The organism is Agrobacterium tumefaciens, from assembly GCF_005221325.1.
Classification (GTDB): Bacteria; Pseudomonadota; Alphaproteobacteria; order Rhizobiales; family Rhizobiaceae; genus Agrobacterium.
The window spans coordinates 1,189,875-1,212,500 of sequence record NZ_CP039889.1 but is presented as its reverse complement, the minus strand read 5'-3'; the positions used below and the strand labels follow the sequence as shown (position 1 = coordinate 1,212,500).

The following is a 22,626-nucleotide window of genomic DNA, read 5'->3' as shown; positions in this document are numbered from 1 at the left end:
GGCGAGCGAATCGTCCACTTCCTTCGTCTGTTCCGCCACATGAATATGGATCGGTCCACCTTTTGCCAGCGGCTCGATAGCTGTCAGCTCGTCGCCGGTCACGGCACGCAGGCTGTGGGGAGCGATACCGAGGACGGCGCCCGGCAGCCTGTCCACCACACCTTGCGCGCCCTGCATCAGCTTTCCATAACTGTCGAGCGAATGGATGAAGCGCTTCTGCCCGTCTATCGGCGCCTGACCGCCGAAACCGGAATGGGCGTAAAACACCGGCAGCAATGTGAGGCCGATCCCCGTCCGCGAGGCGGCCGCGCCGATACGCTCAGCCATTTCGGCGATATTGCCGTAATGCGAGCCATCCCTGTCATTATGCAGATAATGGAATTCACCGACCCGGCCGAAACCCGCCTCGAGCATTTCCATATAAAGCTGGGCGGCAACCGCCTCAACATGGTCAGGTGTCATGGAGAGCGCGAATCTATACATGACGGTGCGCCAGCTCCAGAAACTGTCGTCACCGGGACCGCGAATTTCGGCAAGTCCGGCCATGGCGCGCTGAAAGGCGTGGCTGTGGAGATTGGGCATGGCTGGAACGATGACGGCATGGCGCTCGTCCTGCGGCTGCGGGGAAACGCCGGTTTCGACGGATGAAATAACGCCGTCATCGCAGATGATCCGAACATCCTTTGCCCATCCACCTGCCAGAAGCGCTGCGCCCGCGTGAATTGCCGTCATGCCACCCTCTCCTTTGGTTCTTTCCGGCAAGGCCATTTCAAACCCGAAATTGCAGCTTGCCAAGCCGATTATTATGTATATACATTTAACCCACAAAGGAAAGGCGAAAAGCAAATGCTAGGGAACAATTCTACGAAGGGAACGGCGACGGGAAACGCCACGGCTTTGTGGCGCAACGCCCGGCTGGCGACTTTCAATCCTGCCATTGACGGCATCGGCACTGTCGAAAATGCCGTCATTGCCGTGGGTAACGGCCGCATTGCCTTTGCCGGCCCGGAAAGCGATCTGCCCGCCGATCTCTCGACAGCCGATGAGACGACCGATTGCGGCGGCCGCTGGATCACACCCGCCTTGATTGACTGCCACACCCATCTCGTCTTTGGCGGCAATCGCGCCATGGAATTCGAGATGCGGCTGAATGGCGCCACTTATGAAGAGATCGCCAAAGCGGGCGGCGGCATCGTTTCTTCGGTGCGTGACACGCGGGCACTTTCGGAAGAGGTATTGGTGGCGCAGGCTCTGCCGCGTCTCGATACGCTTCTTTCTGAAGGCGTTTCCACCATCGAAATCAAATCCGGTTACGGTCTCGACATCGAAACCGAGCTGAAAATGCTGCGCGTCGCCCGCAGGCTCGAGACGCTGCGGCCGGTGCGCATCGTCACCAGCTACCTCGCCGCACACGCGACACCCGCGGACTATAAGGGCCGCAACGCCGATTACATTGCTGAAGTCGTTCTGCCCGGGCTGGAAAAAGCCCATGTAGAAGGACTGGCGGATGCGGTGGACGGTTTTTGCGAAGGCATCGCCTTTTCCGTCGCGGAAATCGACCGGGTTTTCGCGGCAGCAAAGCAGCGGCGGCTCCCCGTCAAGCTGCATGCCGAGCAGCTTTCCAATCTCGGCGGTGCAGAGCTCGCCGCCTCCTACAACGCGCTTTCGGCCGATCATCTGGAATATCTCGACGAGGCCGGTGCGAAGGCGCTGGCAAAAGCGGGAACCGTGGCGGTGCTTCTGCCCGGCGCCTTCTATGCGCTCAGGGAAAAGCAGCTGCCGCCGGTTCAGGCGTTGCGTGATGCCGGAGCCGAGATCGCGCTCGCAACGGATTGTAATCCCGGCACGTCACCGCTCACCTCGCTGCTCCTGACCATGAATATGGGCGCCACGCTTTTCCGCATGACCGTGGAAGAGTGCCTGACGGCGACAACGCGCAATGCGGCAAAGGCGCTCGGACTGCTTGCGGAAACCGGCACGCTGGAGGCCGGAAAATCCGCCGATTTTGCCATCTGGGATATCGAGCGCCCGGCGGAGCTTGTCTATCGCATCGGCTTTAATCCGCTCCATACCCGTATTTTCAAGGGACAGAAGGTTTCCCCATGACCATGAAAACCATCACGCTTCATCCAGGCGCCGTGACGCTTGCCGATCTTGCCGCAATCTACTGGGAAAACGGCACGGCAAAGCTCGATCGCTCCTTCGATGCCGGCATTGAAAAAGCGGCGGCCCGCATTGCCGAAATCGCCGCCGGCAATGCGCCGGTCTATGGCATCAATACTGGTTTCGGAAAGCTTGCTTCCATCAAGATCGACGCCGCCGATGTGGCGACGCTGCAGCGCAATCTCATCCTGTCGCATTGCTGTGGGGTCGGCGCAGCGCTTCCTGAAAATATCGTACGGCTGATCATGGCGCTGAAGCTGGTTTCGCTCGGCCGCGGCGCATCCGGTGTGCGGCTGGAACTGGTTCGTCTGATCGAGGGCATGTTGGAAAAGGGCGTCATCCCCGTCATTCCCGAAAAGGGTTCAGTCGGCGCTTCCGGCGATCTCGCGCCGCTTGCCCATATGGCCGCCGTTATGATGGGCGAAGGCGAGGCCTTTTATGAGGCCGCGCTTCTTCCCGCCGGCGAGGCGCTGGCGAAAGCCGGGCTGACGCCGGTGGTTCTTGCGGCAAAAGAAGGGCTGGCGCTGATCAATGGCACGCAGACCTCGACAGCGCTGGCGCTGGCCGGGCTTTTCCGCGCCCATCGCGCAGCACAGGCAGCACTGATCACCGGTGCGCTTTCCACCGACGCCGCCATGGGCTCATCCGCGCCCTTCCACCCTGATATTCACAGCCTGCGCGGTCACAAAGGCCAGATCGATGCCGGTGCGGCGCTGCGCCGGCTGCTGGAGGGCTCGGAAATCCGCGTCAGCCATATCGAGGGCGACGAGCGGGTGCAGGATCCCTATTGCATTCGCTGCCAGCCGCAGGTCGACGGCGCCTGCCTCGATCTTCTGCGCCAGGTGGCCCGCACGCTGGAAATCGAAGCCAATGCGGTGACCGACAATCCGCTGGTACTATCGGACAATTCCGTCGTTTCCGGCGGTAACTTCCACGCCGAGCCGGTGGCCTTTGCCGCCGACCAGACGGCGCTTGCCATTTGTGAAATCGGCGCGATCGCCCAGCGCCGTGTGGCGCTGCTGGTCGATCCGGCGCTTTCTTATGGTCTGCCTGCCTTTCTTTCCAAGAAGCCGGGCCTGAATTCCGGCCTGATGATCGCCGAAGTCACCTCCGCTGCGCTGATGAGCGAGAACAAGCAGATGGCGCACCCGGCCTCAGTCGATTCGACGCCGACTTCGGCCAATCAGGAAGACCATGTCTCGATGGCCTGCCATGGTGCGCGTCGTCTATTGCCGATGACCGATAATCTCTTTGCCATCCTCGGAATCGAGGCGCTTTCGGCCGTTCAGGGTGTGGAGCTGCGCGGACCGCTGAAAACCAGCCCCGAATTGCAGAAGGTGATTGCTGTGCTGCGGGCAGAAATCCCGTCGCTGGAAGAAGACCGCTATATGGCGCCGGATTTGAAGGCGGCGGCGGAGCTGATTGCCTCTGGCGCGTTGGTTTCGACGATTTCGGGCGGCATTCTACCGAAGCTGGAGGTTTGAGGTGATGGACGTTTTATCCTCCTCCAATTCTGTCTGTGCACGGGGGTTACCCCCCTCTGCCCTGCCGGGCATCTCCCCCTTAAGGGGAAAGATCAGATGCCGTGCTCACTCGTTCTATTGGCAGGGTATTATCCTCTTGCCGATCTCCCCCCTTGAGGGGGAGATGCCCGGCAGGGCAGAGGGGGGTAACCCCACGATAGAAGGGGCTGGTCGATGAACACGCCGTTCTCTCTTCACCAGGGTAGCTCGCCCATCATCCTCGGCCTGCCCCACACCGGTACGGATGTGCCGGCGGAAATTTGGGACCGCCTCAACGACAACGGCAAAATTCTCGCCGATACCGATTGGCATATCCATGAGCTTTATGCCGGGCTTCTCGAAAACGCGACAAGCGTGCGGGCAACGTTCCATCGCTACGTGATCGATGCAAACCGCGATCCCTCCGGCGTGAGCCTTTATCCCGGCCAGAACACGACCGGCCTTATCCCGGAAACGGACTTCGACGGAAAGGCCATCTGGAAAACGGGAGCGGAGCCGAACGAAGCCGAGATCGCATATCTCCTTGAAAGCTTCCACGCGCCCTATCACGCAGCCCTTGCGGCGGAAATCGAACGGGTGAAATCCATCCATGGCGTCGCCATTCTCTATGATTGCCATTCGATCCGCTCACATATCCCCTTCCTGTTCGAGGGTAAGCTGCCGGATTTCAACATCGGCACGGATATGGGCAAGACCTGCGATCCGGCCATCGAGAAAATCGCCGTCGAAGTGACCGCGGCGGCTGACGGCTATAACAGCATTCTGAACGGCCGCTTCAAAGGTGGCTGGACGACGCGCCATTACGGAAAACCGGAAACCGGCGTGCATGCCATTCAGATGGAACTGTCGCAGTCCACCCATCTTCAAAGTGAGCATCCGCCTTTTGCCTATGACACTGGCAAAGCCGAACGGCTTCGCACCCATCTCAAGACCATTCTCACGCGCATGGAAAAATTTGCGCTCGACACGAAATGATAAGGGGAAAGCACATGAACAATCCACGCCACAATATTCGCGACGTCCGTGCACCGCAGGGCACTGAACTCAATGCCAAAAGCTGGATGACGGAAGCGCCGCTGCGCATGCTGATGAACAATCTCGACCCTGACGTCGCAGAGCGCCCGCATGAGCTGGTGGTTTATGGCGGCATCGGCCGAGCCGCCCGCACCTGGGACGATTTCGACCGCATCGTCGCGACGCTGAAGGACCTGAACGAGGATGAAACCCTCATCGTGCAGTCCGGCAAGCCGGTCGGCGTGTTCCACACCCACAAGGATGCGCCGCGTGTCCTGATCGCCAACTCCAATCTGGTGCCGCATTGGGCGAACTGGGATCATTTCAACGAGCTGGATAAGAAGGGTCTTGCGATGTACGGCCAGATGACGGCTGGTTCGTGGATTTACATCGGCACGCAGGGCATCGTGCAGGGCACCTATGAAACCTTTGTCGAGGCCGGTCGCCAGCATTATGACGGCAACCTGAAGGGCAAATGGATCCTGACCGGCGGTCTCGGCGGCATGGGTGGCGCACAGCCGCTGGCCGCCGTCATGGCCGGAGCCTGCTGCCTCGCCGTCGAATGCGATGAAACCCGTGTCGATTTCCGCCTGCGGACCCGCTATGTCGATGCGAAGGCGCATACGCTGGATGAGGCACTGGCGCTGATCGACCAGTGGACAAAGGCGGGCGAGGCGAAATCCGTCGGCCTGATCGGCAATGCCGCGGAGATCTTCCCGGAACTTTTCCGTCGCGGCGTCCGCCCCGATATCGTCACCGACCAGACCTCGGCGCACGATCCCGTCCATGGTTATCTTCCCGCCGGCTGGACCGTTGCCGAATGGCGCGCCAAGCAGGAAAGCGACCCGAAGGCCGTTGCCGCTGCCGCCCGCGCCTCGATGAAGGTGCATGTTCAGGCCATGGTCGATTTCTGGAATGCCGGCGTTCCGACGCTCGATTACGGCAACAATATCCGCCAGGTCGCCAAGGATGAAGGGCTGGAAAACGCCTTCGCCTTCCCGGGCTTCGTGCCGGCCTATATCCGCCCGCTCTTTTGCCGCGGTATCGGCCCGTTCCGCTGGGCTGCCCTTTCCGGTGATCCGGAAGACATCTACAAGACCGACGCCAAGGTGAAGGAGCTGCTGCCCGATAACAAGCACCTGCACAATTGGCTGGATATGGCGCGCGAGCGCATCGCGTTCCAGGGTCTTCCGGCGCGAATCTGCTGGGTTGGGCTTGGTGACCGCCATCGTCTCGGGCTTGCCTTCAACGAAATGGTCAAGAACGGCGAACTGAAGGCGCCTGTTGTCATCGGCCGTGACCATCTCGACAGTGGCTCCGTCGCATCGCCCAACCGCGAGACCGAAGCCATGAAAGACGGCTCGGACGCCGTTTCCGACTGGCCGCTCCTCAACGCGCTGCTCAACACCGCCTCCGGCGCGACCTGGGTTTCGCTGCATCACGGCGGCGGCGTCGGCATGGGCTTCTCGCAACATTCCGGCATGGTCATCTGCGCCGATGGCACCGACGATGCCGCACGCCGGCTGGAACGGGTGCTGTGGAATGACCCGGCAACCGGCGTCATGCGGCACGCCGATGCCGGCTACGACATCGCCGTGGAATGCGCCAAAGAGCAGGGCCTGCGCCTGCCCGGTATCCTCGGCAATTGATCCTCTCGCGGCCGGAAAGAGAAACACCTCTTTCCGGCCGGCCCTCTCAAAGTGGAAACCATGACCCTGCTGCGCGCAAGCGACTACAAGCGAATGCCCTGGAAAAACGGCGGCGGCGAAACAGTGGAAATTGCCATTTTTCCGCCCGGCTCTTCCGTGGAGGATTTCGACTGGCGCATCAGCATGGCGACGGTTGCAAATGACGGGCCGTTTTCGATCTTTTCGGGCATAGACCGCACCCTCTCCATTCTTGAGGGAAACGGCATGGCGCTGGCAATCGCGGCCAGCGATCCGCTGCTGCTGACAAAAGAAAGCCCGCCCCTGCCCTTTCCGGCCGATGTTCCGGTGAACGCGACCTTATCGGATGGCCCAATTGTCGATCTGAACGTCATGACCCGGCGCTCAACCTTTCGTCATGCGGTGGAAAGGCATTCCGGACTATTTTCAGGCAAAGCAGCTGGAGACATCACTCTTATTCTAGCGCTACAACCTCTGACAGTCTCCACCGGCAGCGGTAAGAACCGTCTGGAGAAACTCGACGGCCTGCTGATCGAAGCCGGTTTACCGTTCGTCATCGAAGCGGATCAGAACGAAAACGCGTTTTTCCTGATCACGCTCGAGCGTATCTGAAGTCTTTCCAGACCATGCATCGCGGTTCCGCCCGAAGAAGGCGCAAACCGCGACCACCTCAATCCAGACCCAGCGGATCGGCCACGCGCGGCCAGAGTTCAAGGCTCGCCTTGCGATAGGGCGTTTTTGCCGGATCGGTCGGATAGGACGTCGGAGCCGCTATATAAACGATCTCGGAGGCGACAGGCGCAAAGCCGGCGTGGAAATGGTTGGTCGATTTAACCAGCAGCACATCCTTTTTCGCGAAATCGATGCCGAGATTGGAAAAGATATCCGGCTCATAAGTCTGCGTCCGGCTGGTGATGAGGATGATGTCGATGTCAGTGCCGAGCGGCCGGACGACAGCGGCGCGACCTAGCGTGACCCGGCTGTTGCGGAAACTCTGCCAGCCGGCCTCGGCGGTGCGCATGACCTTTATGCGGAAATCAAGCGGCTCCCCGCCCTCGGGGCTGGATTTGCCGCCGATGCGCAGATCGATCTCGGCCCCCTCGCCCGCGGCGTGACAGAAAGACACCGCAATCGGATCCCAGATCGTCGCGACGGCAAAATTATCCATGCCGCGCTCCACCATGCGCCGCAGAATATGAGTAGCGTCGCCGGCGACGCCGCCGCCGGGATTGTCCCATATGTCCGATACCACGGCCGGCTTTTCCGGATTGTCGTTGCGAATGGTGAGAACAAGGTCGAGACCCGATTCCGTATCCAGCATCGGCATCGCGGTCAGCTTGCGCATGGCATACAGCTCATGGCCGAGCTTTTCGGCCAGTGCATCACCCTTTGCCTTGTCATTGTCAGTAACGACAACGATCCGCGTTCCCATATCCGGCACGTCGCCTGCCATGAAACCGTGAATGACGGAAATCGACAGGATACCGTCCTTGCCTTCCATCGCCTTCAACCGGTCGACATAGGAACGCATCGGTTCGCGGCTGGTCGGGTAGATGGTGATCATGCGGCAATCGAAAGTGGAGATGACCGGGTTGATCTCTCCCCGAAGCGTGCGCAGCGCCATGTCCACGACATGCTCACCGCGCTCTTCGAAATCCGTATGCGGAAATTCCAGAAACGTCGCCATGATATCGAGATTTTTGACCCGAAGTGCCGTCAGATGACTGTGGGGATCAAATTCCGCCGCGACCAGCACATCCGGGCCGACCATCTCCCGGATGCGGGATAGAAAATCCCCTTCCGGGTCGGCATAACCCTGCGCCACCATGGCGCCGTGCAGGCCAAGCACCACGGCATCCACCGGCAGGGCAGCAGCAAGCTCGGCAAGAATGGTATCCCGCAGCGTTTCATAGGTCTGGCGCTGGACGAGGCCCGCCGGTTCCGCCCAGCAGGAGGTCCCTTCGATCACCGTAAACCCTTCCGTCTTGCCGCGGCGGCGCAGAATAGGCACGGGCGATGAGCAGAGCGTCGGCGTTTCCGGATGCTCCCCCGGACCGGCATAAAAAGCCGCGCGAAATGCGTCCATATCCGTCGGGACTGGCGAAAACGTATTGGTTTCAGTGGCGAGCGACGCCGTGAAGATGCGCATGTCTTTCGATTCTCGTTGCCGGTATCTGCGTTGGCGCAGCTTCCGCTTCATAATTTAATTAGCCGGGTAATTTTACCAGACTGTTCCCCGCGCCGCGACCTGCTCTACCCGCGTTACAACGCCGTTTCGATGGAACACCATCCGATCGAAAAGATTGCTGACGACACAGGTGTGATTCGGTACGACCTGGACCACATCACCGATTTCAGGCCGGCTCCCGGCGCAGCCTGACAGATCGACAACCGCATGTTCTTCCGAAAGCGAGATGATTTTTGCGCCCTCATGACCCTCGATCACCCCATAATCGTTGAAACCCAGAAGATCCGAGGTCAGGGCCTTGGAGCCGCAATCCAGCACGGCCCGATCGGCCGTGGGTTTTGATACGACAGTCGCGAGAACATGCATGGCGAGATCGCCAGCGCTGCAATGCCCGGCACGCAGCATCGAACGATCATTATAGACATAGGTGCCGGCCCGATGTTCGGTGGCGGAGGGAACAAGATGGGCGGAATAAAAATCCGGCGAGCCGCCGCTGGATCGAACCGGGCATTCAATGCGCTTTGCCGCGAGCAACGCCATGGTCTCACGAATGAAATTTTCCACCGCCCCGGCGCCGCCCGGTGCCGGATAGGTCAAAATGCCCTTGAATATAAGGCCAGGTGCCGCAACGATCTGTTCGGCTAGCGCCAATGCCGCCTCCGGCGTCTGCACACCGCAGCGCTTGCCGCCCGTATCGCATTCGACCAGAACGGCAAGAGGCCTTGCCGCATCAAATGTACCGGCAAGACCGGCAATCGTCACGGCGCTATCGGCCACGACACTCAGCCTGCCGATGCGCGCATTCAGCGCTTTTAGCCGCGAAAGCTTTGCCGCACCGAGGATATTGTAGGTAATGAGGATGTCTTCAAAACCGGTATCCGCGAAAACCTCCGCCTCGCTGACCTTCTGGCAGTTGATACCGATCGCACCCGCCTGAAGCTGCTGTTTGGCAATGGCGGGTATCTTGTGTGTTTTGATATGTGGCCGGAAGGCCTTGCCGTGATCGTCCAGATAGGATTGCGCTCTGAGGATATTGGCCGCGAGCCTGTCCTCATCAATGACAGGCATCGGCGTTGAGATCGCATTGAGAGGTGTGCCCGCATCAGGCCAGGGATAGCTCATCATCTACTCGCAGAATTGTATAATCGGGGCCTTAAGCCAGCGGCTTATAAGCGATAACGTCCATTTCCACCTTGGCATCCACCATCAACGGCGATTGTACGGTCGAACGCGCCGGAGGATGATCGATGAAGTACTTCTGAAAAACGGCGTTGAAGCTCGAGAAATCCCTGGCATCGTCCAGCCAGACATTGACCTTGACCACATCAGCCAGCGTACAATCGGCCAACGCCAGAACATCCCTGATATTAGCAACTACCTGCTCGGTCTGGGCGACGATCCCGCCGGTCACGACCTCGCCATCGACGGTTGGCACCTGGCCGGAAACGTAAACGAAATCGCCAGCGCGCACGGCCTTAGCAAAGGGCCGACGCTGTCCGCCAGCCTGATTGTCCGCCGTCTCGTACCTTACCAGTTTCTGATTTTTCACGCGCCCTCGCAAATTATTTTCACAATGATAGAATATTTCGAGCTTTATAGCCGATTTAACCACGCATTTCCATAAGTGATGTAAATAATTTAGCAAATAGGCCTTCGTCTACGCTGTCCTACCACCGACGCCCAGTTCTCATTTGCAGTCATAAGATAGGACGGTTCGCCTTCTGAAAGCGGGCTTTATCTTAAAGGAATGTTGCCTTTCACGGCAGCGAGAGTGTGCCCGATGTCTTCGCGCGCGCCGCTCTCCATCCGTGACCAGCATCTTACAAGTCTTCAGCACAGGCACGAAAAGTTTGCCGCGGCTAACATGGTGCGAGATACCACTCGGCCGCGACAAGAGACTATATGTTTAGACTGACCCTCAAGCCACTCAACCTCGAGCGGAAATCCGATCGATTGTTGAGGCGACCCTGTCGGTAACGATCTGCGCAATCTTCTGCGCTTGCACGCGAATATCCGGAACAGCCGTTATTTCCCAGAAACGGCCCGCCGTCAGCGCACCGGCGGCGAAAAGACCGGGCCAGCTTTCCCCATCCTTCCGCAAAAGACGGGATTGGTCATCCACCTCGACGCCCAACCCGAAGGGATCGAGCAAAAGAACCTCGTCATCCCGCATGGTTTCAAGAAGGCGCGAATGGCCGATGCCCGCCCGCTCCATGCCCGTGCAATTGACGACCCAATCGACCTGCAGCTCTCTCAATATTTGCGTATGCCTGCGGCGATAACATACCACAATCCCCTCCTCCTGTTCGTCGATGGAGCGAAGGTAACCCGCATGGATTTCAAGAATGCCGTCCGAGAGCAGTTTTGCGAAAGCACCGGAAACCTCAGGCGCGATGCGGTGCCGGTGAATATTCCACCACGGCAGGGCATGTCGAAGGAAGCGACTGCGCTGCGCTGGCGTAAGGCTGTGCCAAATCATTTGCGTTTTCGGCCGCAAACCATCCATCACGGCGCGCCAGGGCCTCCCGTCTCTCACCTGCCTACGCAGGGACTGCAATATCCCGCTGAGTTCCATTGTGCCTTCGGAGAAGTGCATTTCCGCAGGTGGCGATGGTGGGCTGACATGCGGATGCGGCACCAATCCGCGACGGGACAAGACATGGATCGGCCCCCGATGCCCCTTCCCGCGCAGCGTCAAAACCTGATCGATCATCGTCAGGCCTGAACCCAGGATACAAATGCGATCGCCCGCTTTCACTTTGGACAGCCATCCCGGTTGCCAGCAATGGCTGATGATACGGTGCGGCTCACCTTCATCTTTCGCAACAGTTTGCACCGGCAAACTGGCCGAGCCGACACCGAGGCATAAAATCACATTCTTCGCATGCAGCTTCTCGTCATTTTCCAGGACGAAGGAAAAGCCGCCAGCACCGTCCGGCCGACAGGCAGAAGCCTTGGCCCGGATGAAATCCACCCTTGCCCGTTGCTCCCTGCTTCTCAGCAAGTTAGCCAGCCTGTCGCGAAGATAGAGGCCATAGTCACCGCGCGAGGCAAAAGCCAAGGGGTCTGTGGTGATACCGTTCTCCGTCAACCAGTCCACAAAATCATTGGGCCGATCGGGAAAGACACTCATTCTTCCTGCCGGCACGTTTAGCCGATGATAGGGCAGCTCCGTGCGGTAGGCGGTGCCACGCCCGAAATCCGATTCATCACCGACAATGGCAATCGAGGCATCTGACGGCAGAGACGATAAAAGATGAGCGGCAGTACAGATGGCCGAGAAGCCCGACCCCACAAGAGCGACATCATAGGACATTCATTCCTCCAACAGCGACAGCCTAAGACAGCCGGGCGGCGGGCGCCCAACCGAACGATACCCTAGTCAATTAGTAGAGATTAAACACCCGCGAATGTCCACCCCGCACTTTCCTCCATTATGATTCTCGGGAGGTCGCAGGTCGACGTAAAAGTTAGCCGCGGCGAACTTTGAAAAGGACGCTTGAGTCCACGCCAGAATGACCTGGTTTTCGCCCGTCCTTATCCTCACAAAAGAGAAGTTAGCCGCGGCTAACCGGCTAACCGTCACAAAAAGCAAATGTGATTCTTCCACAATGCTTTAGCCGCAGTTTCGCACCTGAGAAAAAAGCCTATTGCGCCAAAAAGAGAATCGGCGCTTATATCTCAGTTGCGGAAAAAACCGCCTTTTTCGAAAAAAACCGCTACTGCAATTTCGAGCGAAAGAAGACCGATGACACAGAGTGCCGATTTAAGACGTGCCGCAGGAGCACCCGACCTGACGAGTCTTATACAACAGCATTCGGCTGCGTTGTCAGCCCAATTGCAGGCTCATAATGCAAATACATTTTCCCCGCACACCGAAAAGAGCATGCGCCATTTCTCGCCTGCGGAAACCGCACGGTTGATCGGCATTGGCGAGGCATATCTTCGCCAGATCGCCTCCGAGCGTCCGGAACTCGATGCCGCGCAGGCCACGGGCCGCCGTTCCTATTCGGTCGAGGATATGGACGAGATCAGAAAGTTCCTGGATCAGGGCGCCCGCGGCACCCGCCGTTATCTGCCGCATCGCCGGGACGGCGAAGAGTTGCAGGTCATCGCGGTCATGAATTTCAAGGGCGGTTCGGGAAAAACCACGACCTCGGCGCATCTGGCGCAATATCTGGCGCTGCGCGGGTACCGCGTGCTCGCCATCGATCTCGATCCGCAGGCCAGTCTCTCCGCCCTCTTCGGCCATCAGCCGGAAATCGACGTCGGACCGAATGAAACGCTTTATGGTGCGATCCGTTACGACGACGAGCGTCGGCCGATCGCCGAGATCGTTCGCGGCACCTACATTCCCAATCTCCATATCGTTCCCGGTAATCTGGAACTGATGGAATTCGAACATGATACGCCACGCGCGCTGATGCGCCGCGCTCCGGGCGATACGCTGTTTTTCGCCCGCATCGGTCAGGCCATCGCCCAGGCGCAGAACTTCTACGATGTAGTTGTCATCGATTGCCCACCGCAGCTGGGTTATCTGACGCTTTCGGCGCTGACGGCAGCCACGTCGGTTCTCGTCACCGTTCACCCGCAGATGCTGGACGTGATGTCGATGAACCAGTTTCTTGCCATGACCGGTGATCTTCTCGCCGAAATCGGCAGGGCCGGCGCGCGTTCGGATTATAACTGGATGCGTTACCTGATCACCCGCTTCGAACCGAGCGACGGGCCACAGAACCAGATGGTCGCCTTCCTGCGCTCCATCTTTGGCGAAAACGTCCTCATCCACCCCATGCTGAAAAGCACGGCGGTTTCGGATGCCGGGTTGACCAACCAGACACTTTTCGAAGTGGAAAGGACCCAGTTCACCCGGTCCACCTATGACCGTGCGCTGGAAGCCATGAACAACGTGAACGCTGAAATCGAAGGACTGATTAAAAAAGCGTGGGGTAGGGCAGCATGAGCAGAAAACAGATCTTCGCCAATCTTGGCACTCCGGCCGCCGACAACAATGAGACCGCATCTGAGCGATCGCGTCCGCGTATCAGGCCCATCCTCGGCTCTCCGGACCTTGTGACGGATGTGCTGAATTCCCCTGTTGGTATGATCGGCCAGTCGCTCAACGAAGTATCTGAACGCGCCAAGCGCGCGGAAGAAATCGAAAAGCAGCTCGCGGAAGGTCTGACGATCGTTTCCCTGAGCCCTGCCGATATCGATCCATCCTTCATACCGGATCGCATGCCAGCCTCCGAAGAAGCAGATGCGGGCCTGGTGGAGGCCATTCGTGAACAGGGCCAGCAGGTTCCCATTCTGGTGCGCCCGCATCCTGATTTTCAGGGCCGTTATCAGGTCGCTTTCGGTCATCGTCGTCTGCGTGCCGTGTCCAGTCTCGGTATTCCGGTCAAGGCCGTCGTTCGTGATCTCAGCGACGAGCAGTTGGTCGTCGCCCAGGGCCAGGAAAACAACGAGCGTCGCGACCTCACCTATATCGAGAAGGCGCGTTTTGCCCAGAAGCTGCAGATGCGGTTCCCGCGCGACACAATCATGGCCGCCATGTCTCTCCATAAGGGCGATCTCTCCAACATGCTGTCGGTTGTCGGCCGCATTCCGGAGGATCTCGTCGATCTCATCGGTCCGGCTCCAGGCGTTGGCCGTCGCAACTGGATGGATCTTGCCGATCAGCTTTCTTCCTCGCAGGTCAAGGAAGCCGCCCGCGCCTATGTAAAGGATGCGACCGTCGCCGCTTTGACATCGGAAGAACGGTTCAAATCGCTGCTGGATTTCCTGAAGCCCAAGGCGCAGGCCAAAAAAGCCGGCGTCTGGTCATCCGAAACCGGGGGGCGACTGGCAAAGGTGGTCGAAAGCGACCGCAAGCTGGATATCTCTATCGACAAGAACGAAGCGCCGGAATTTGCCGAATTCGTTCTCGAACATCTTCAAAAGCTGTTTGCCGAATACCGGTCCAAACAGTGAGTTTTAACGCGAACGACTAACAGGAGACACATCAACAAAAGAAAAAAGCCCCCGAACGTTGCCGCACGGAAGCCTTTCTTTGATCTAAGCAACCAAAGAATCTCATTTCCGCGAATCATAGTCAAGAGTCTTGGCATCGAATTTTTCGGTGAGCGATTTTCTTTTGCCTTGTGAAAGGTGAAAGACATGGACAGCACATGTGTAACGACGCCCTTTGGGCGGCGAGCGATGTCTTTTGGCGTCCTCGCAACCCAGTTTGCCGCGCAGAAGAACCGAAAGGTTGACGCGGTCGACAAATGGAAACTTTATCGTTCGGTCTGTGAAGCCCGGCCTTTGCTCGGAGTGACCGATCGCTCCCTTGCGGTTTTGAACGCGCTTTTGAGTTTTTATCCGAAGAATGAGCTTTCCAGCGAAGCCGGCCTGGTGGTGTTCCCATCAAACGCGCAATTGTCGCTGCGAGCGCATGGCATGGCCGAACAGACACTGCGCCGGCATCTTTCGGCGCTTGTCGAGGCCGGTCTCATCATCCGCAAGGATAGTCCGAACGGAAAACGCTACGCCCGCAAACACAGGGGAGGCGATATCAGCGAAGCCTATGGTTTTTCACTGGCGCCGCTTCTTGCCCGCAAAACTGAAATCGAGGAACTGGCCGAACGCATCATCAGCGAACGGCTCGATCTTCAGCGCCTTCGTGAGAGCATCAGCCTTTGCCGCCGCGACATCCAGAAACTTTGCGAAATGATATCCGCCCATGGTGACCTCGAAACCTTCGAAGGGTTTCAGAACCGTTACAATGCCATCGCAAACTCTCTTGGCCGCAATTCCAAGCCCGCGGAACTCAAGAAAATCGCCGGTTTTTTGGCCTCTTTGCGTGCAGAAGTGACCAACTATCTGGAAAATATTGAAAAACTGGAAAAAACGGGCGGCAATGACTGCCAAAATGAGCGCCTCATAAAGAATTCAGAATCCGAATCCATATCTGAACGGCAGGATTTGCGTGAGGCGGTTACTGTTGTACCTGCCAGCCCCACCATCGCCCAGCCGGCATATGTAGCCCCCGTCAGTACGAAACCATCGCCACCATCGCCAAAAACCGTTCTTCATAAGCAATTTTTTGTTCCTGATATTGTTTTGGTTTTGAAGGCTTGCCCTGATATCTCGTTCTATGCGCCCGGTGGAGCGATCACCGGCTGGCGTGATCTCGAAGTTGCAACCTCGGTGATCAAAACCATGTTCAACATCAGCCAGTCCGCCTATCAGGAGGCCCTCACCACCTTTGGCCGGCAAGCAACGGCAGCCATCCTCGCCTGCCTGCTGCAAAAGGCGGATCAGATAAGCTCGCTTGGGGGATATCTGCGCAATCTGACGCGCAAGGCCCAGGACGGTGGTTTCGATGTGCAGACCATGCTTCTGGCGCAGCTGCGTGGGCGTCCTGACAAGATGGAGGCGGGCATGATGGGGTGAAGTTCGTAGGGGCCGGAAAATGGTCGTAACTTGCGGAAAAACCAGTCCGAAGGTACATTAACGCCGTTTCCGAAATTACCAAGAGATTCGCTCAAGCTGCTGAAATCAAGCGTCAAGCAGGCTTCCTATGGTTAATGCAGAGTAATGAAAGTTAAGTGCGAATTAGCTTTCGTTTGCGCTTTTCCCTGATTGGTTTCAATCGCTTGAGTCTGCGTGATTTTTTCGAGCGATGGCATCGGTTGCGGCAGAAACAGCAGCGTCTCGGTATCAATCGCCATCTCGAACTCGCATATAACGCCGGTTAAAGCGCCGACGTGCCGCCGTTGGCACCACCATTTGGTCGTCGGAAAAATTAGCCTTCGATATAAAGGCAATCTGCTCCTCGCCCTGTGAGGCGTTGAACCTTCTTCAAGGTTCCGCGTTTGCGTTGATTGTTTCGAGGGATCGCTGAGCTGATGATTTTTCCCGATGACGTGGAACTGGCTATCGCGCTTTACATGGCAGATCATGCCTTGCCACGGCATGGGGCCATTGAAAAACTCGTGAGAGCAGAGCTTGAAAAGACTGGCCACCTACCGGGTGGTGAGGGTCGGCCACCTGAAATCATCGATGGGCAGTCAAGCGCGGACTATGTTCAGTACCGCTCCTATCTCGAGGGTGATGGCTGAAAGGCGGCGGAACCAAAGCAGCTCCAGGCTGTTTATGCGCAAATAATTGTGCCCGGATATTCGTCCCATGCGTCTCAGAGTATATCTTCTCGCACCTGTGTCTGCAGTCTTGATGTTCATGCCGGCAGCGGCCCAGCCCGTTGAGGTCAGCAAGCTCGAAGCTTCTAAAACTCCGAACAGCCAGATCGCTCCCCCACTCATTGCCCCAAACTACATCACCGATGTTTCGGGAAAAAAAGTCCGTCTGGTGGGCCCACGTTTTTATCCCGACAGTGCGCGGGCGCTCGAATTTCCGGGAAGAGGCGTGCAGCCTCCCGAACCAGCAAGCGAAGAAGCGCTGTCGCAACGATGAGGGATGGTGATGAGGAAACGGTTCTCACCGACCGGTATCAGATGGCAGGGCCGGAATGAACACGGGAAACAAGACGTCCAGAGGCAAACCGGATACAGAGAGCTGGATAAGACAGGAGGGTGAGGATGCCGGAAAGGCGAGCTTTCCCGAACTGTTCTTCGATCTGGTTTTCGTCTTTGCGCTTATCCAGCTCTCCCACGCGCTTGCCAAGGATTTCGGACCGACGGCGGCGCTTGAGGCGGGCATCCTGATCCTGTCGCTGTGGTGGTTATGGATACACACCACCTGGATCACCAATCTCCTGAATACGGAGAAGGAGCCTGTCCGGCTGCTTTTGTTCGTCCTGATGTTTGGCGGGGTTCTGCTGGCCATCGCTTTGCCGAAGGCCTTTGCGGAACAGGGTCTTGTCTTTGCGCTTATCTATAGCGCCATGCAGGTGGGGCGGAGCCTCTTTGCGCTTTACGCCTTCAAGGGCGAAGACCGGCAGTCCTTTCTGGTATTCGTGCGGGTGACGATCTGGCTCACCATATCAAGCCTGTTCTGGCTGGCAGGCGGTCTGGTCGATCTGGCGGACCGTATTCTGCTCTGGGGCATTGCCCTTGCCGTCGAATATGCCGGACCCGCGTGCCGTTACGTCGTGCCAGGTGTAGCCTCGAGCGATGAGGACAAGCTTCATCTTTCCGGCGAACATCTCGCAGAGCGTTGCGCGCTCTTTGTCATTATCTGCCTGGGGGAAACAATCCTCACCACAGGCCGTACGGCGACCGAATATATGAATTCGACTTTGACCTTTCTCGTCTTCTGCTCGGCCTTTGTCAGCACCGTGGTGATGTGGTGGATCTATTTTCACCATGGGCAGGAAGAGGCTTCCAGAAAGGCCGAAAATGCCGAAGAAAAGACGAAGATCGCGCAGAACCTTTTCAATTATGGGCATCTGCCCATCGTTGCCGGCATCATCCTGACGGCTGTAGGAGAGGATTTCAGCCTTTCCCATGCCCGCGACGGCGTAACGATGCGGGAGGCTATCGCCATTCTCGGGGGCCCGGTTCTGTTTCTGGCCGGCAATATCGGCGTCAAAATCGCCGCCGCCTATCAGCGACCCGTTTCGCATTTCGCCGGCGTTGCGGCGCTGTGCCTGCTTTTGCCGGTGCCGGGCATTCCGCTTTTCATGCTGCAACTGGCCAGCACGGGAATTCTGCTCGCCGTTGCCCTGTGGGAATATCTGGCGCTGAAAAGGCCGGTGGCGAATGCCTGATCCTGATCAGGTGTGGGCCAGACTACGCGCCCTGTCATTCCAGAGCTGCAGGCTGCGGGCATAAGCCTCCTCGAAGGGCAGGGCCATATCGTTGACCAGCATCAGCGCGATGGCAGCGGTGGAAATGATAATGGTTTCCGCCCGCTCGTCCCTGGCGGCACCTGTCCAGACCGCCCGCCAATATTCGAAGGTGGTGAACATGGTGGGCATTTCGGCGGGCGGAGTTTCGCGGGCGGGAATGAGCAATTCGACATCCCTGCCTTTTGAAAGGCCGAAAATCCGGGTGGTGCGGAACGGTGTGAATTGCGCAAAATCCCGGGTATTACCGAGAATGGTGAGGTTCTCCACCGAAAGCAGCCGCGCGGTATCGCGGTGGAGCTCCTGATAGGAGGGGCGGGCCACACCGATCATGGTGCTTCTGGCGCAAAGCGGATTGAGGAGATGGACGACGGTGTTAAGCGGCAGGCGCATTTCCAGAATGCCATGCAGGCCAAGCAGGCTCTGGAATTGCAAAGACAGGCCACCGATCGGCAGATAGGCAATGCGCTGCGAGGATGTAGCCTCCCTCGCCTCGGAAAGAGAATGGCAAAGGGGAATGCCGCAGGCCTGTGCGGCGAGTTCCAGCTTGCCGCCATTGTCTCCCTCACCGACATGGCCGTGCAACAGGACGCTATAGCCCGCCATGGAAACCAGACGGGCGGAATGCAGGAACCACGGCGCATCGCGATGTTTGGGCGACATATAGGCCGGCCAATCGAGATCGACGGCTGCCGGCTGCTGCCGGTCCCTGTCGATGTGCTGCCACATGGCTTCGATGAAGCCCGCAAGTTCCGCGGCAGTCACGCCGCGATAATGCATGGTGGCGAGCAGCGCGCCGACCTGTATGGGGTCGGCTTCGCCCTCGAGAATGATCGACAGCGCATCCATCGCCTCTTCCTGGGCGAGCGGGCGGCTGTTGCCGACGCCCATCGCCGAGGTCGCGATATATTTTGCGAGCCGGTGCCGTGGATCGGCATTGTGGCCGATACGTGCGAGCCGGTCGGCAATATGTTCCGGTGTCGGCTGGCCTTCCAGAAGAACACTGGGACGAAGCGAAAGCGGCGGCGCCTTCATCAGCACCGGCTGTTCCCACCCGCTTTTATCCGGGGCGGCCGGCCCTTCCGGTTTCTCCTGCGAATAATCGATCAGATTTTCCGCTTCCGCCGCCAGCGAGCGAATGCGCAACCGCATGTTTTCGGCAAAGGGGGTGGGGCGCAGGCCCTGGCCGGTGCGCACGAAAAGCTGGTCGCCATATTTTTCCCGGAGCTGCTGCAATATCCGGCTCATGGACGATGTCGGTAGCCCCATACCGACTGCCGCCCGGCTGACGCTGCCTTCCCGCAGCAGGGCATCGAAAGCGACAAGTAATTTCAGCTGTCCAAGCCTGTCAGGTTTTGCCGTGGAGGCTGGTTCTTGTCTTCTCTTGCCGGTTGTCATTTTGCGATTTTTTACTCCGCGGTTCATCCGGGGAGCCCTTTTTGCAATTTATGGAATTTAGAACTGTTCGAAAACAAACGCATTGCGCCCGCATCCCCTCCTAAATAAGTGGGGTCTAATTCTCAAGTTAAATGCGGGGGCATAACATGGAATTGAAGTACCGCGGCCAGAACAGGACTGCGATAATAATAAAGGCCGGTTTTTCGGCAGCAATGGCGGGAACGGCCTTGGGCTTTGCTCTGCCGGTTTTCGCGCAGCAGGCGCCCGAGGGAACCACGGTTCTTCAGCAAATCGTTATCACCGCATCCGGCTTCGAGCAGAATGTGAAGGACGCACCTGCCAGCATCACGGTGGTTACGCGGGAGGATCTGGAAAAGGGGTCTTATCGCGACCTGACCGATGCCCTGCGGGAAGTGCAGGGCGTGTCCGTCACCGGCATTGCCAATGAAAAGGATGTTTTCATTCGTGGTCTGCCCGGCGCTTACACGCTGATCCTCGTCGACGGTAAAAGGCAGAGCACGCGCGATGCCCGCACCAATGGCAATTCCGGCTTCGAACAGAGTTTCGTGCCGCCGGTCTCGGCAATCGAGCGCATCGAGGTGGTGCGGGGTCCAATGTCCTCGCTTTATGGTTCGGACGCCATGGGCGGTGTCATCAACATCATCACCCGCAAGGTCGGCGATGTCTGGTCCGGCTCCGTCACCACTGAAGGCACGGTTCAACAACATTCGAAATTCGGCAATAGCGGCCAGGTCTCCTGGTACGCCAACGGGCCGATCCTCAAGGATCAGCTTGGTCTGCAGGTCTGGGGCAGGGGTTTTACGCGCGGCGAAGACCGTATTCTGAACGGCACCACGGGCGCCAAGGAATATGATTTCAACGGCCGCCTGACATTCACGCCGAATGAAGATCACGACATCTATCTGGAAGGCGGCAAGACCCGCCTGCGCCGCGACGCTGAACCCGGCGATACGCTGGCCGCGACGGATGCCAACAGCACCTACAACACCAACACCCGGGATCACTGGTCGCTTTCGCATACGGGCCGCTGGGGGCCGACCACGTCCGAATTCTCGTTCCAGCAGGAATGGGCCGAGCGTACCAACTTCACCAGAAACATCCGTACTGGCAGGGTGACGGAAAATCCGCGCTCACCGGAGATCCGCAACACCGTTCTCGATGGCAAATTTGCCACGCCCTTTGAGCTTTTCGGTAGCCACACACTGGTGACTGGCGGGCAATATTTCGAGGCGCGGCTGACCGACCAGAACCCAGGCCGCCGCGCTGGCGGCGACGAAACCTTCTCCGCAACGCAATGGGCGCTTTTCCTCGAGGATGAATGGCGCATCGTTGATAATTTTGCGCTGACGGGCGGTCTCCGTCTCGATAATCACGAGAAATACGGCAATCATTTCAGCCCGCGGCTTTATGGCGTCTGGAGCGCCACTGAAGAGCTGACCATCAAGGGTGGCGTTTCCACCGGTTTCCGCGCCCCAGAAATCCGCCAGATCGCGCCGGGTTATGCCTATACCACGGGCGGTGGCGGTTGCAGCTATGGCCCGAGCGGCACCTGCGGCGTGATCATCGGCGATCCCAATCTCGAAGCGGAAAAGAGCACGAGTTACGAAATAGCGGCCCTTTGGGACAATGGCGACGTCGCCCTTGGCGCCACCTATTTCTACACGGATTTCAAAGACAAGATTTCCAACGCGCTGGTGCTCAATCCGAATGGAACGCCGGCCCGCTGGAGCGAGGACCGCAACTATCGTCTCTGGTATAATTACAATATTGACGATGCGATCATCCAGGGCGTGGAGCTGACGGCGACCTGGTATGCGACGCCGGAACTGACGTTGCGCGGTAATTACACCTATACGCATTCCGAACAGAAGACCGGCGATTATGAAGATTTCCCACTGGCTCGGACGCCTGAACATATGGCCAATCTGCGCGGTGACTGGGTAACCCCGATCGATGGGCTGGAAGCCTGGGCTTCGGTGAATTACCACGGATCGGAAATCAATGCCGGCCCGCGCATCGGCACCAACGGCACGCCGGTGACGATCAACGGCAAGTCAGGACGTAAATATGATGCCTACACCACGCTCGATATCGGCGCAAAATATGCGGTTGCTGAAAATGTCGATCTCAATGCCGCCATCTACAATGTCTTCGATAAGGATGTCGGCACCGACGACTTCAACACGGTCATGGAAGGCCGCCGTTTCTGGATCAGCATGACGGCGAAGTTCTGACTGAGCCATCGTCGCGGAATTTCAGGGGCGCCCGACGGGCGCCTCTTTTTTGTCCATTCGCTATTGACCTCAACTATAGTTGAGGAATTATACCGGCTGCTCTTTAACGCATTTCCGCATTTTCCGAGCGGGAATCGTTCCCGAAGCAGGAGCCAGAATGGAAAATACCATATTCAAACACAGCCTTTCGGTGGGGGATGTCGCGCGCCGCAGCGGTATTGCCGTTTCCACCATCCACTTTTATGAGGCGAAAGGGCTGATCGAAGGCTGGCGCACCGCCGGCAACCAGCGTCGTTATCATCGCGCCGTCCTGCGGCGCATCGCCATCATCCGCATCGCGCAACGGGCCGGCATCCAGCTCAGCATCATCAGGGACGCGATGGCAGATTTGCCGCAGGACCGGGTGGCGACGACGGCGGACTGGCGCAGGTTCTCACAGTCCTGGCGGGAAATGCTCCAGACTCGCATCAACAATCTGGTGATGCTGCGAGACCAGCTGACTGGCTGCATCGGCTGCGGTTGCCTGTCGTTGGATGATTGTCCCCTGCGCAATCCGAACGATGTTCTGGCCGATGACGGCGCTGGTCCGCGCCGCCTCGTATCCGCAGAATGAGCGGTTGTCCGGGTT

General features: G+C 58.3%; 20 protein-coding genes (1 of these 20 cut by a window edge). 13 read left to right on the top strand and 7 right to left on the bottom strand.

The features are described from left to right. On the bottom strand, window positions 1-732 hold the 5' portion of the coding sequence (locus CFBP5499_RS20405) for a formimidoylglutamate deiminase (RefSeq protein ID WP_080828887.1). The gene continues 615 nt to the left of window position 1, outside the view; only the first 732 of its 1,347 coding nucleotides appear in the window; the start codon lies at window positions 730-732; its stop codon lies off the left edge, out of view. 114 nt (window positions 733-846) lie between these two features. On the opposite strand from CFBP5499_RS20405, the gene hutI reads away from it, so the two are divergent. The 5 genes from hutI to CFBP5499_RS20375 all read left to right on the top strand — a co-directional run bounded on the left by hutI (window position 847) and on the right by CFBP5499_RS20375 (window position 6,979). Further along, window positions 847-2,106, top strand: a complete 1,260-nt coding sequence (gene hutI / locus CFBP5499_RS20400) for an imidazolonepropionase (RefSeq protein ID WP_080828889.1) — start codon at window positions 847-849, stop codon at window positions 2,104-2,106. After that, window positions 2,103-3,647, top strand: a complete 1,545-nt coding sequence (gene hutH, locus CFBP5499_RS20395; RefSeq protein ID WP_080828891.1) for a histidine ammonia-lyase — start codon at window positions 2,103-2,105, stop codon at window positions 3,645-3,647. Before hutI ends, hutH begins: the two co-directional genes overlap by 4 nt. A 213-nt stretch (window positions 3,648-3,860) precedes the next feature. Further along, complete coding sequence (hutG, locus tag CFBP5499_RS20385) at window positions 3,861-4,661, top strand: N-formylglutamate deformylase (protein WP_080828895.1); 801 nt, start codon at window positions 3,861-3,863, stop codon at window positions 4,659-4,661. Between the two features lie 14 nt (window positions 4,662-4,675). Beyond that, window positions 4,676-6,349 carry a urocanate hydratase gene (hutU, locus tag CFBP5499_RS20380; protein ID WP_080828897.1) on the top strand — a complete coding sequence of 558 codons (1,674 nt, stop codon included), beginning with the start codon at window positions 4,676-4,678 and terminating at the stop codon, window positions 6,347-6,349. A gap of 60 nt (window positions 6,350-6,409) precedes the next feature. Next, entirely contained in the window at window positions 6,410-6,979 is a 570-nt protein-coding gene (locus tag CFBP5499_RS20375) for a HutD/Ves family protein (protein WP_080830165.1), read from the top strand. 58 nt (window positions 6,980-7,037) lie between these two features. Here the strand turns inward: CFBP5499_RS20375 and CFBP5499_RS20370 are convergent, their stop codons facing one another. The 4 genes from CFBP5499_RS20370 to CFBP5499_RS20355 all read right to left on the bottom strand — a co-directional run bounded on the left by CFBP5499_RS20370 (window position 7,038) and on the right by CFBP5499_RS20355 (window position 11,871). Then, window positions 7,038-8,516, bottom strand: coding sequence for a M81 family metallopeptidase (locus CFBP5499_RS20370; protein ID WP_080828898.1), 1,479 nt, complete (start codon window positions 8,514-8,516; stop codon window positions 7,038-7,040). 72 nt (window positions 8,517-8,588) lie between these two features. Next, complete coding sequence (locus tag CFBP5499_RS20365; protein WP_080830166.1) at window positions 8,589-9,677, bottom strand: D-TA family PLP-dependent enzyme; 1,089 nt, start codon at window positions 9,675-9,677, stop codon at window positions 8,589-8,591. A gap of 31 nt (window positions 9,678-9,708) precedes the next feature. Then, a complete protein-coding gene (locus CFBP5499_RS20360; RefSeq protein ID WP_080828900.1) occupies window positions 9,709-10,104 on the bottom strand; it encodes a RidA family protein in 396 nt (131 codons plus the stop codon). Between the two features lie 378 nt (window positions 10,105-10,482). After that, the gene (locus CFBP5499_RS20355) at window positions 10,483-11,871 is read right to left on the bottom strand and encodes an FAD/NAD(P)-binding protein (protein ID WP_080828902.1); all 1,389 of its coding nucleotides are present in this window, start codon (window positions 11,869-11,871) and stop codon (window positions 10,483-10,485) included. A gap of 432 nt (window positions 11,872-12,303) precedes the next feature. On the opposite strand from CFBP5499_RS20355, the gene repA reads away from it, so the two are divergent. The 3 genes from repA to repC all read left to right on the top strand — a co-directional run bounded on the left by repA (window position 12,304) and on the right by repC (window position 15,992). After that, window positions 12,304-13,518 carry a plasmid partitioning protein RepA gene (gene repA / locus CFBP5499_RS20350; RefSeq protein WP_080828907.1) on the top strand — a complete coding sequence of 405 codons (1,215 nt, stop codon included), beginning with the start codon at window positions 12,304-12,306 and terminating at the stop codon, window positions 13,516-13,518. Further along, window positions 13,515-14,528 (top strand): plasmid partitioning protein RepB, encoded by a 1,014-nt coding sequence (gene repB, locus CFBP5499_RS20345; RefSeq protein WP_080828909.1) that lies wholly within the window; start codon window positions 13,515-13,517, stop codon window positions 14,526-14,528. Before repA ends, repB begins: the two co-directional genes overlap by 4 nt. 186 nt (window positions 14,529-14,714) lie before the next feature. After that, window positions 14,715-15,992, top strand: coding sequence for a plasmid replication protein RepC (gene repC / locus CFBP5499_RS20340; RefSeq protein WP_080828911.1), 1,278 nt, complete (start codon window positions 14,715-14,717; stop codon window positions 15,990-15,992). 131 nt (window positions 15,993-16,123) lie between these two features. Here the strand turns inward: repC and CFBP5499_RS30125 are convergent, their stop codons facing one another. Further along, window positions 16,124-16,270 (bottom strand): hypothetical protein, encoded by a 147-nt coding sequence (locus tag CFBP5499_RS30125; RefSeq protein WP_158523295.1) that lies wholly within the window; start codon window positions 16,268-16,270, stop codon window positions 16,124-16,126. Window positions 16,271-16,447: 177 nt separating this feature from the next. On the opposite strand from CFBP5499_RS30125, the gene CFBP5499_RS20335 reads away from it, so the two are divergent. The 3 genes from CFBP5499_RS20335 (at window position 16,448) to CFBP5499_RS20325 (ending at window position 18,267) form a co-directional block, all read left to right on the top strand. Then, window positions 16,448-16,660: a hypothetical protein gene (locus tag CFBP5499_RS20335; protein WP_080828913.1), complete on the top strand. Its 213-nt coding sequence runs from the start codon at window positions 16,448-16,450 to the stop codon at window positions 16,658-16,660. Between the two features lie 67 nt (window positions 16,661-16,727). Then, window positions 16,728-17,012, top strand: a complete 285-nt coding sequence (locus tag CFBP5499_RS20330; RefSeq protein WP_080828915.1) for a hypothetical protein — start codon at window positions 16,728-16,730, stop codon at window positions 17,010-17,012. 55 nt (window positions 17,013-17,067) lie between these two features. Then, a complete protein-coding gene (locus CFBP5499_RS20325) occupies window positions 17,068-18,267 on the top strand; it encodes a low temperature requirement protein A (protein ID WP_080828916.1) in 1,200 nt (399 codons plus the stop codon). A gap of 6 nt (window positions 18,268-18,273) precedes the next feature. Here the strand turns inward: CFBP5499_RS20325 and CFBP5499_RS20320 are convergent, their stop codons facing one another. After that, window positions 18,274-19,743 carry a glycosyl transferase family protein gene (locus tag CFBP5499_RS20320; RefSeq protein WP_080830167.1) on the bottom strand — a complete coding sequence of 490 codons (1,470 nt, stop codon included), beginning with the start codon at window positions 19,741-19,743 and terminating at the stop codon, window positions 18,274-18,276. Window positions 19,744-19,889: 146 nt separating this feature from the next. On the opposite strand from CFBP5499_RS20320, the gene CFBP5499_RS20315 reads away from it, so the two are divergent. Both CFBP5499_RS20315 and soxR read left to right on the top strand, forming a co-directional pair. Further along, the gene (locus tag CFBP5499_RS20315; RefSeq protein ID WP_080828918.1) at window positions 19,890-21,998 is read left to right on the top strand and encodes a TonB-dependent receptor plug domain-containing protein; all 2,109 of its coding nucleotides are present in this window, start codon (window positions 19,890-19,892) and stop codon (window positions 21,996-21,998) included. 157 nt (window positions 21,999-22,155) lie between these two features. Beyond that, window positions 22,156-22,611 carry a redox-sensitive transcriptional activator SoxR gene (gene soxR / locus CFBP5499_RS20310; protein ID WP_080828920.1) on the top strand — a complete coding sequence of 152 codons (456 nt, stop codon included), beginning with the start codon at window positions 22,156-22,158 and terminating at the stop codon, window positions 22,609-22,611. The last annotated feature ends 15 nt before the right edge of the window (window positions 22,612-22,626 follow it).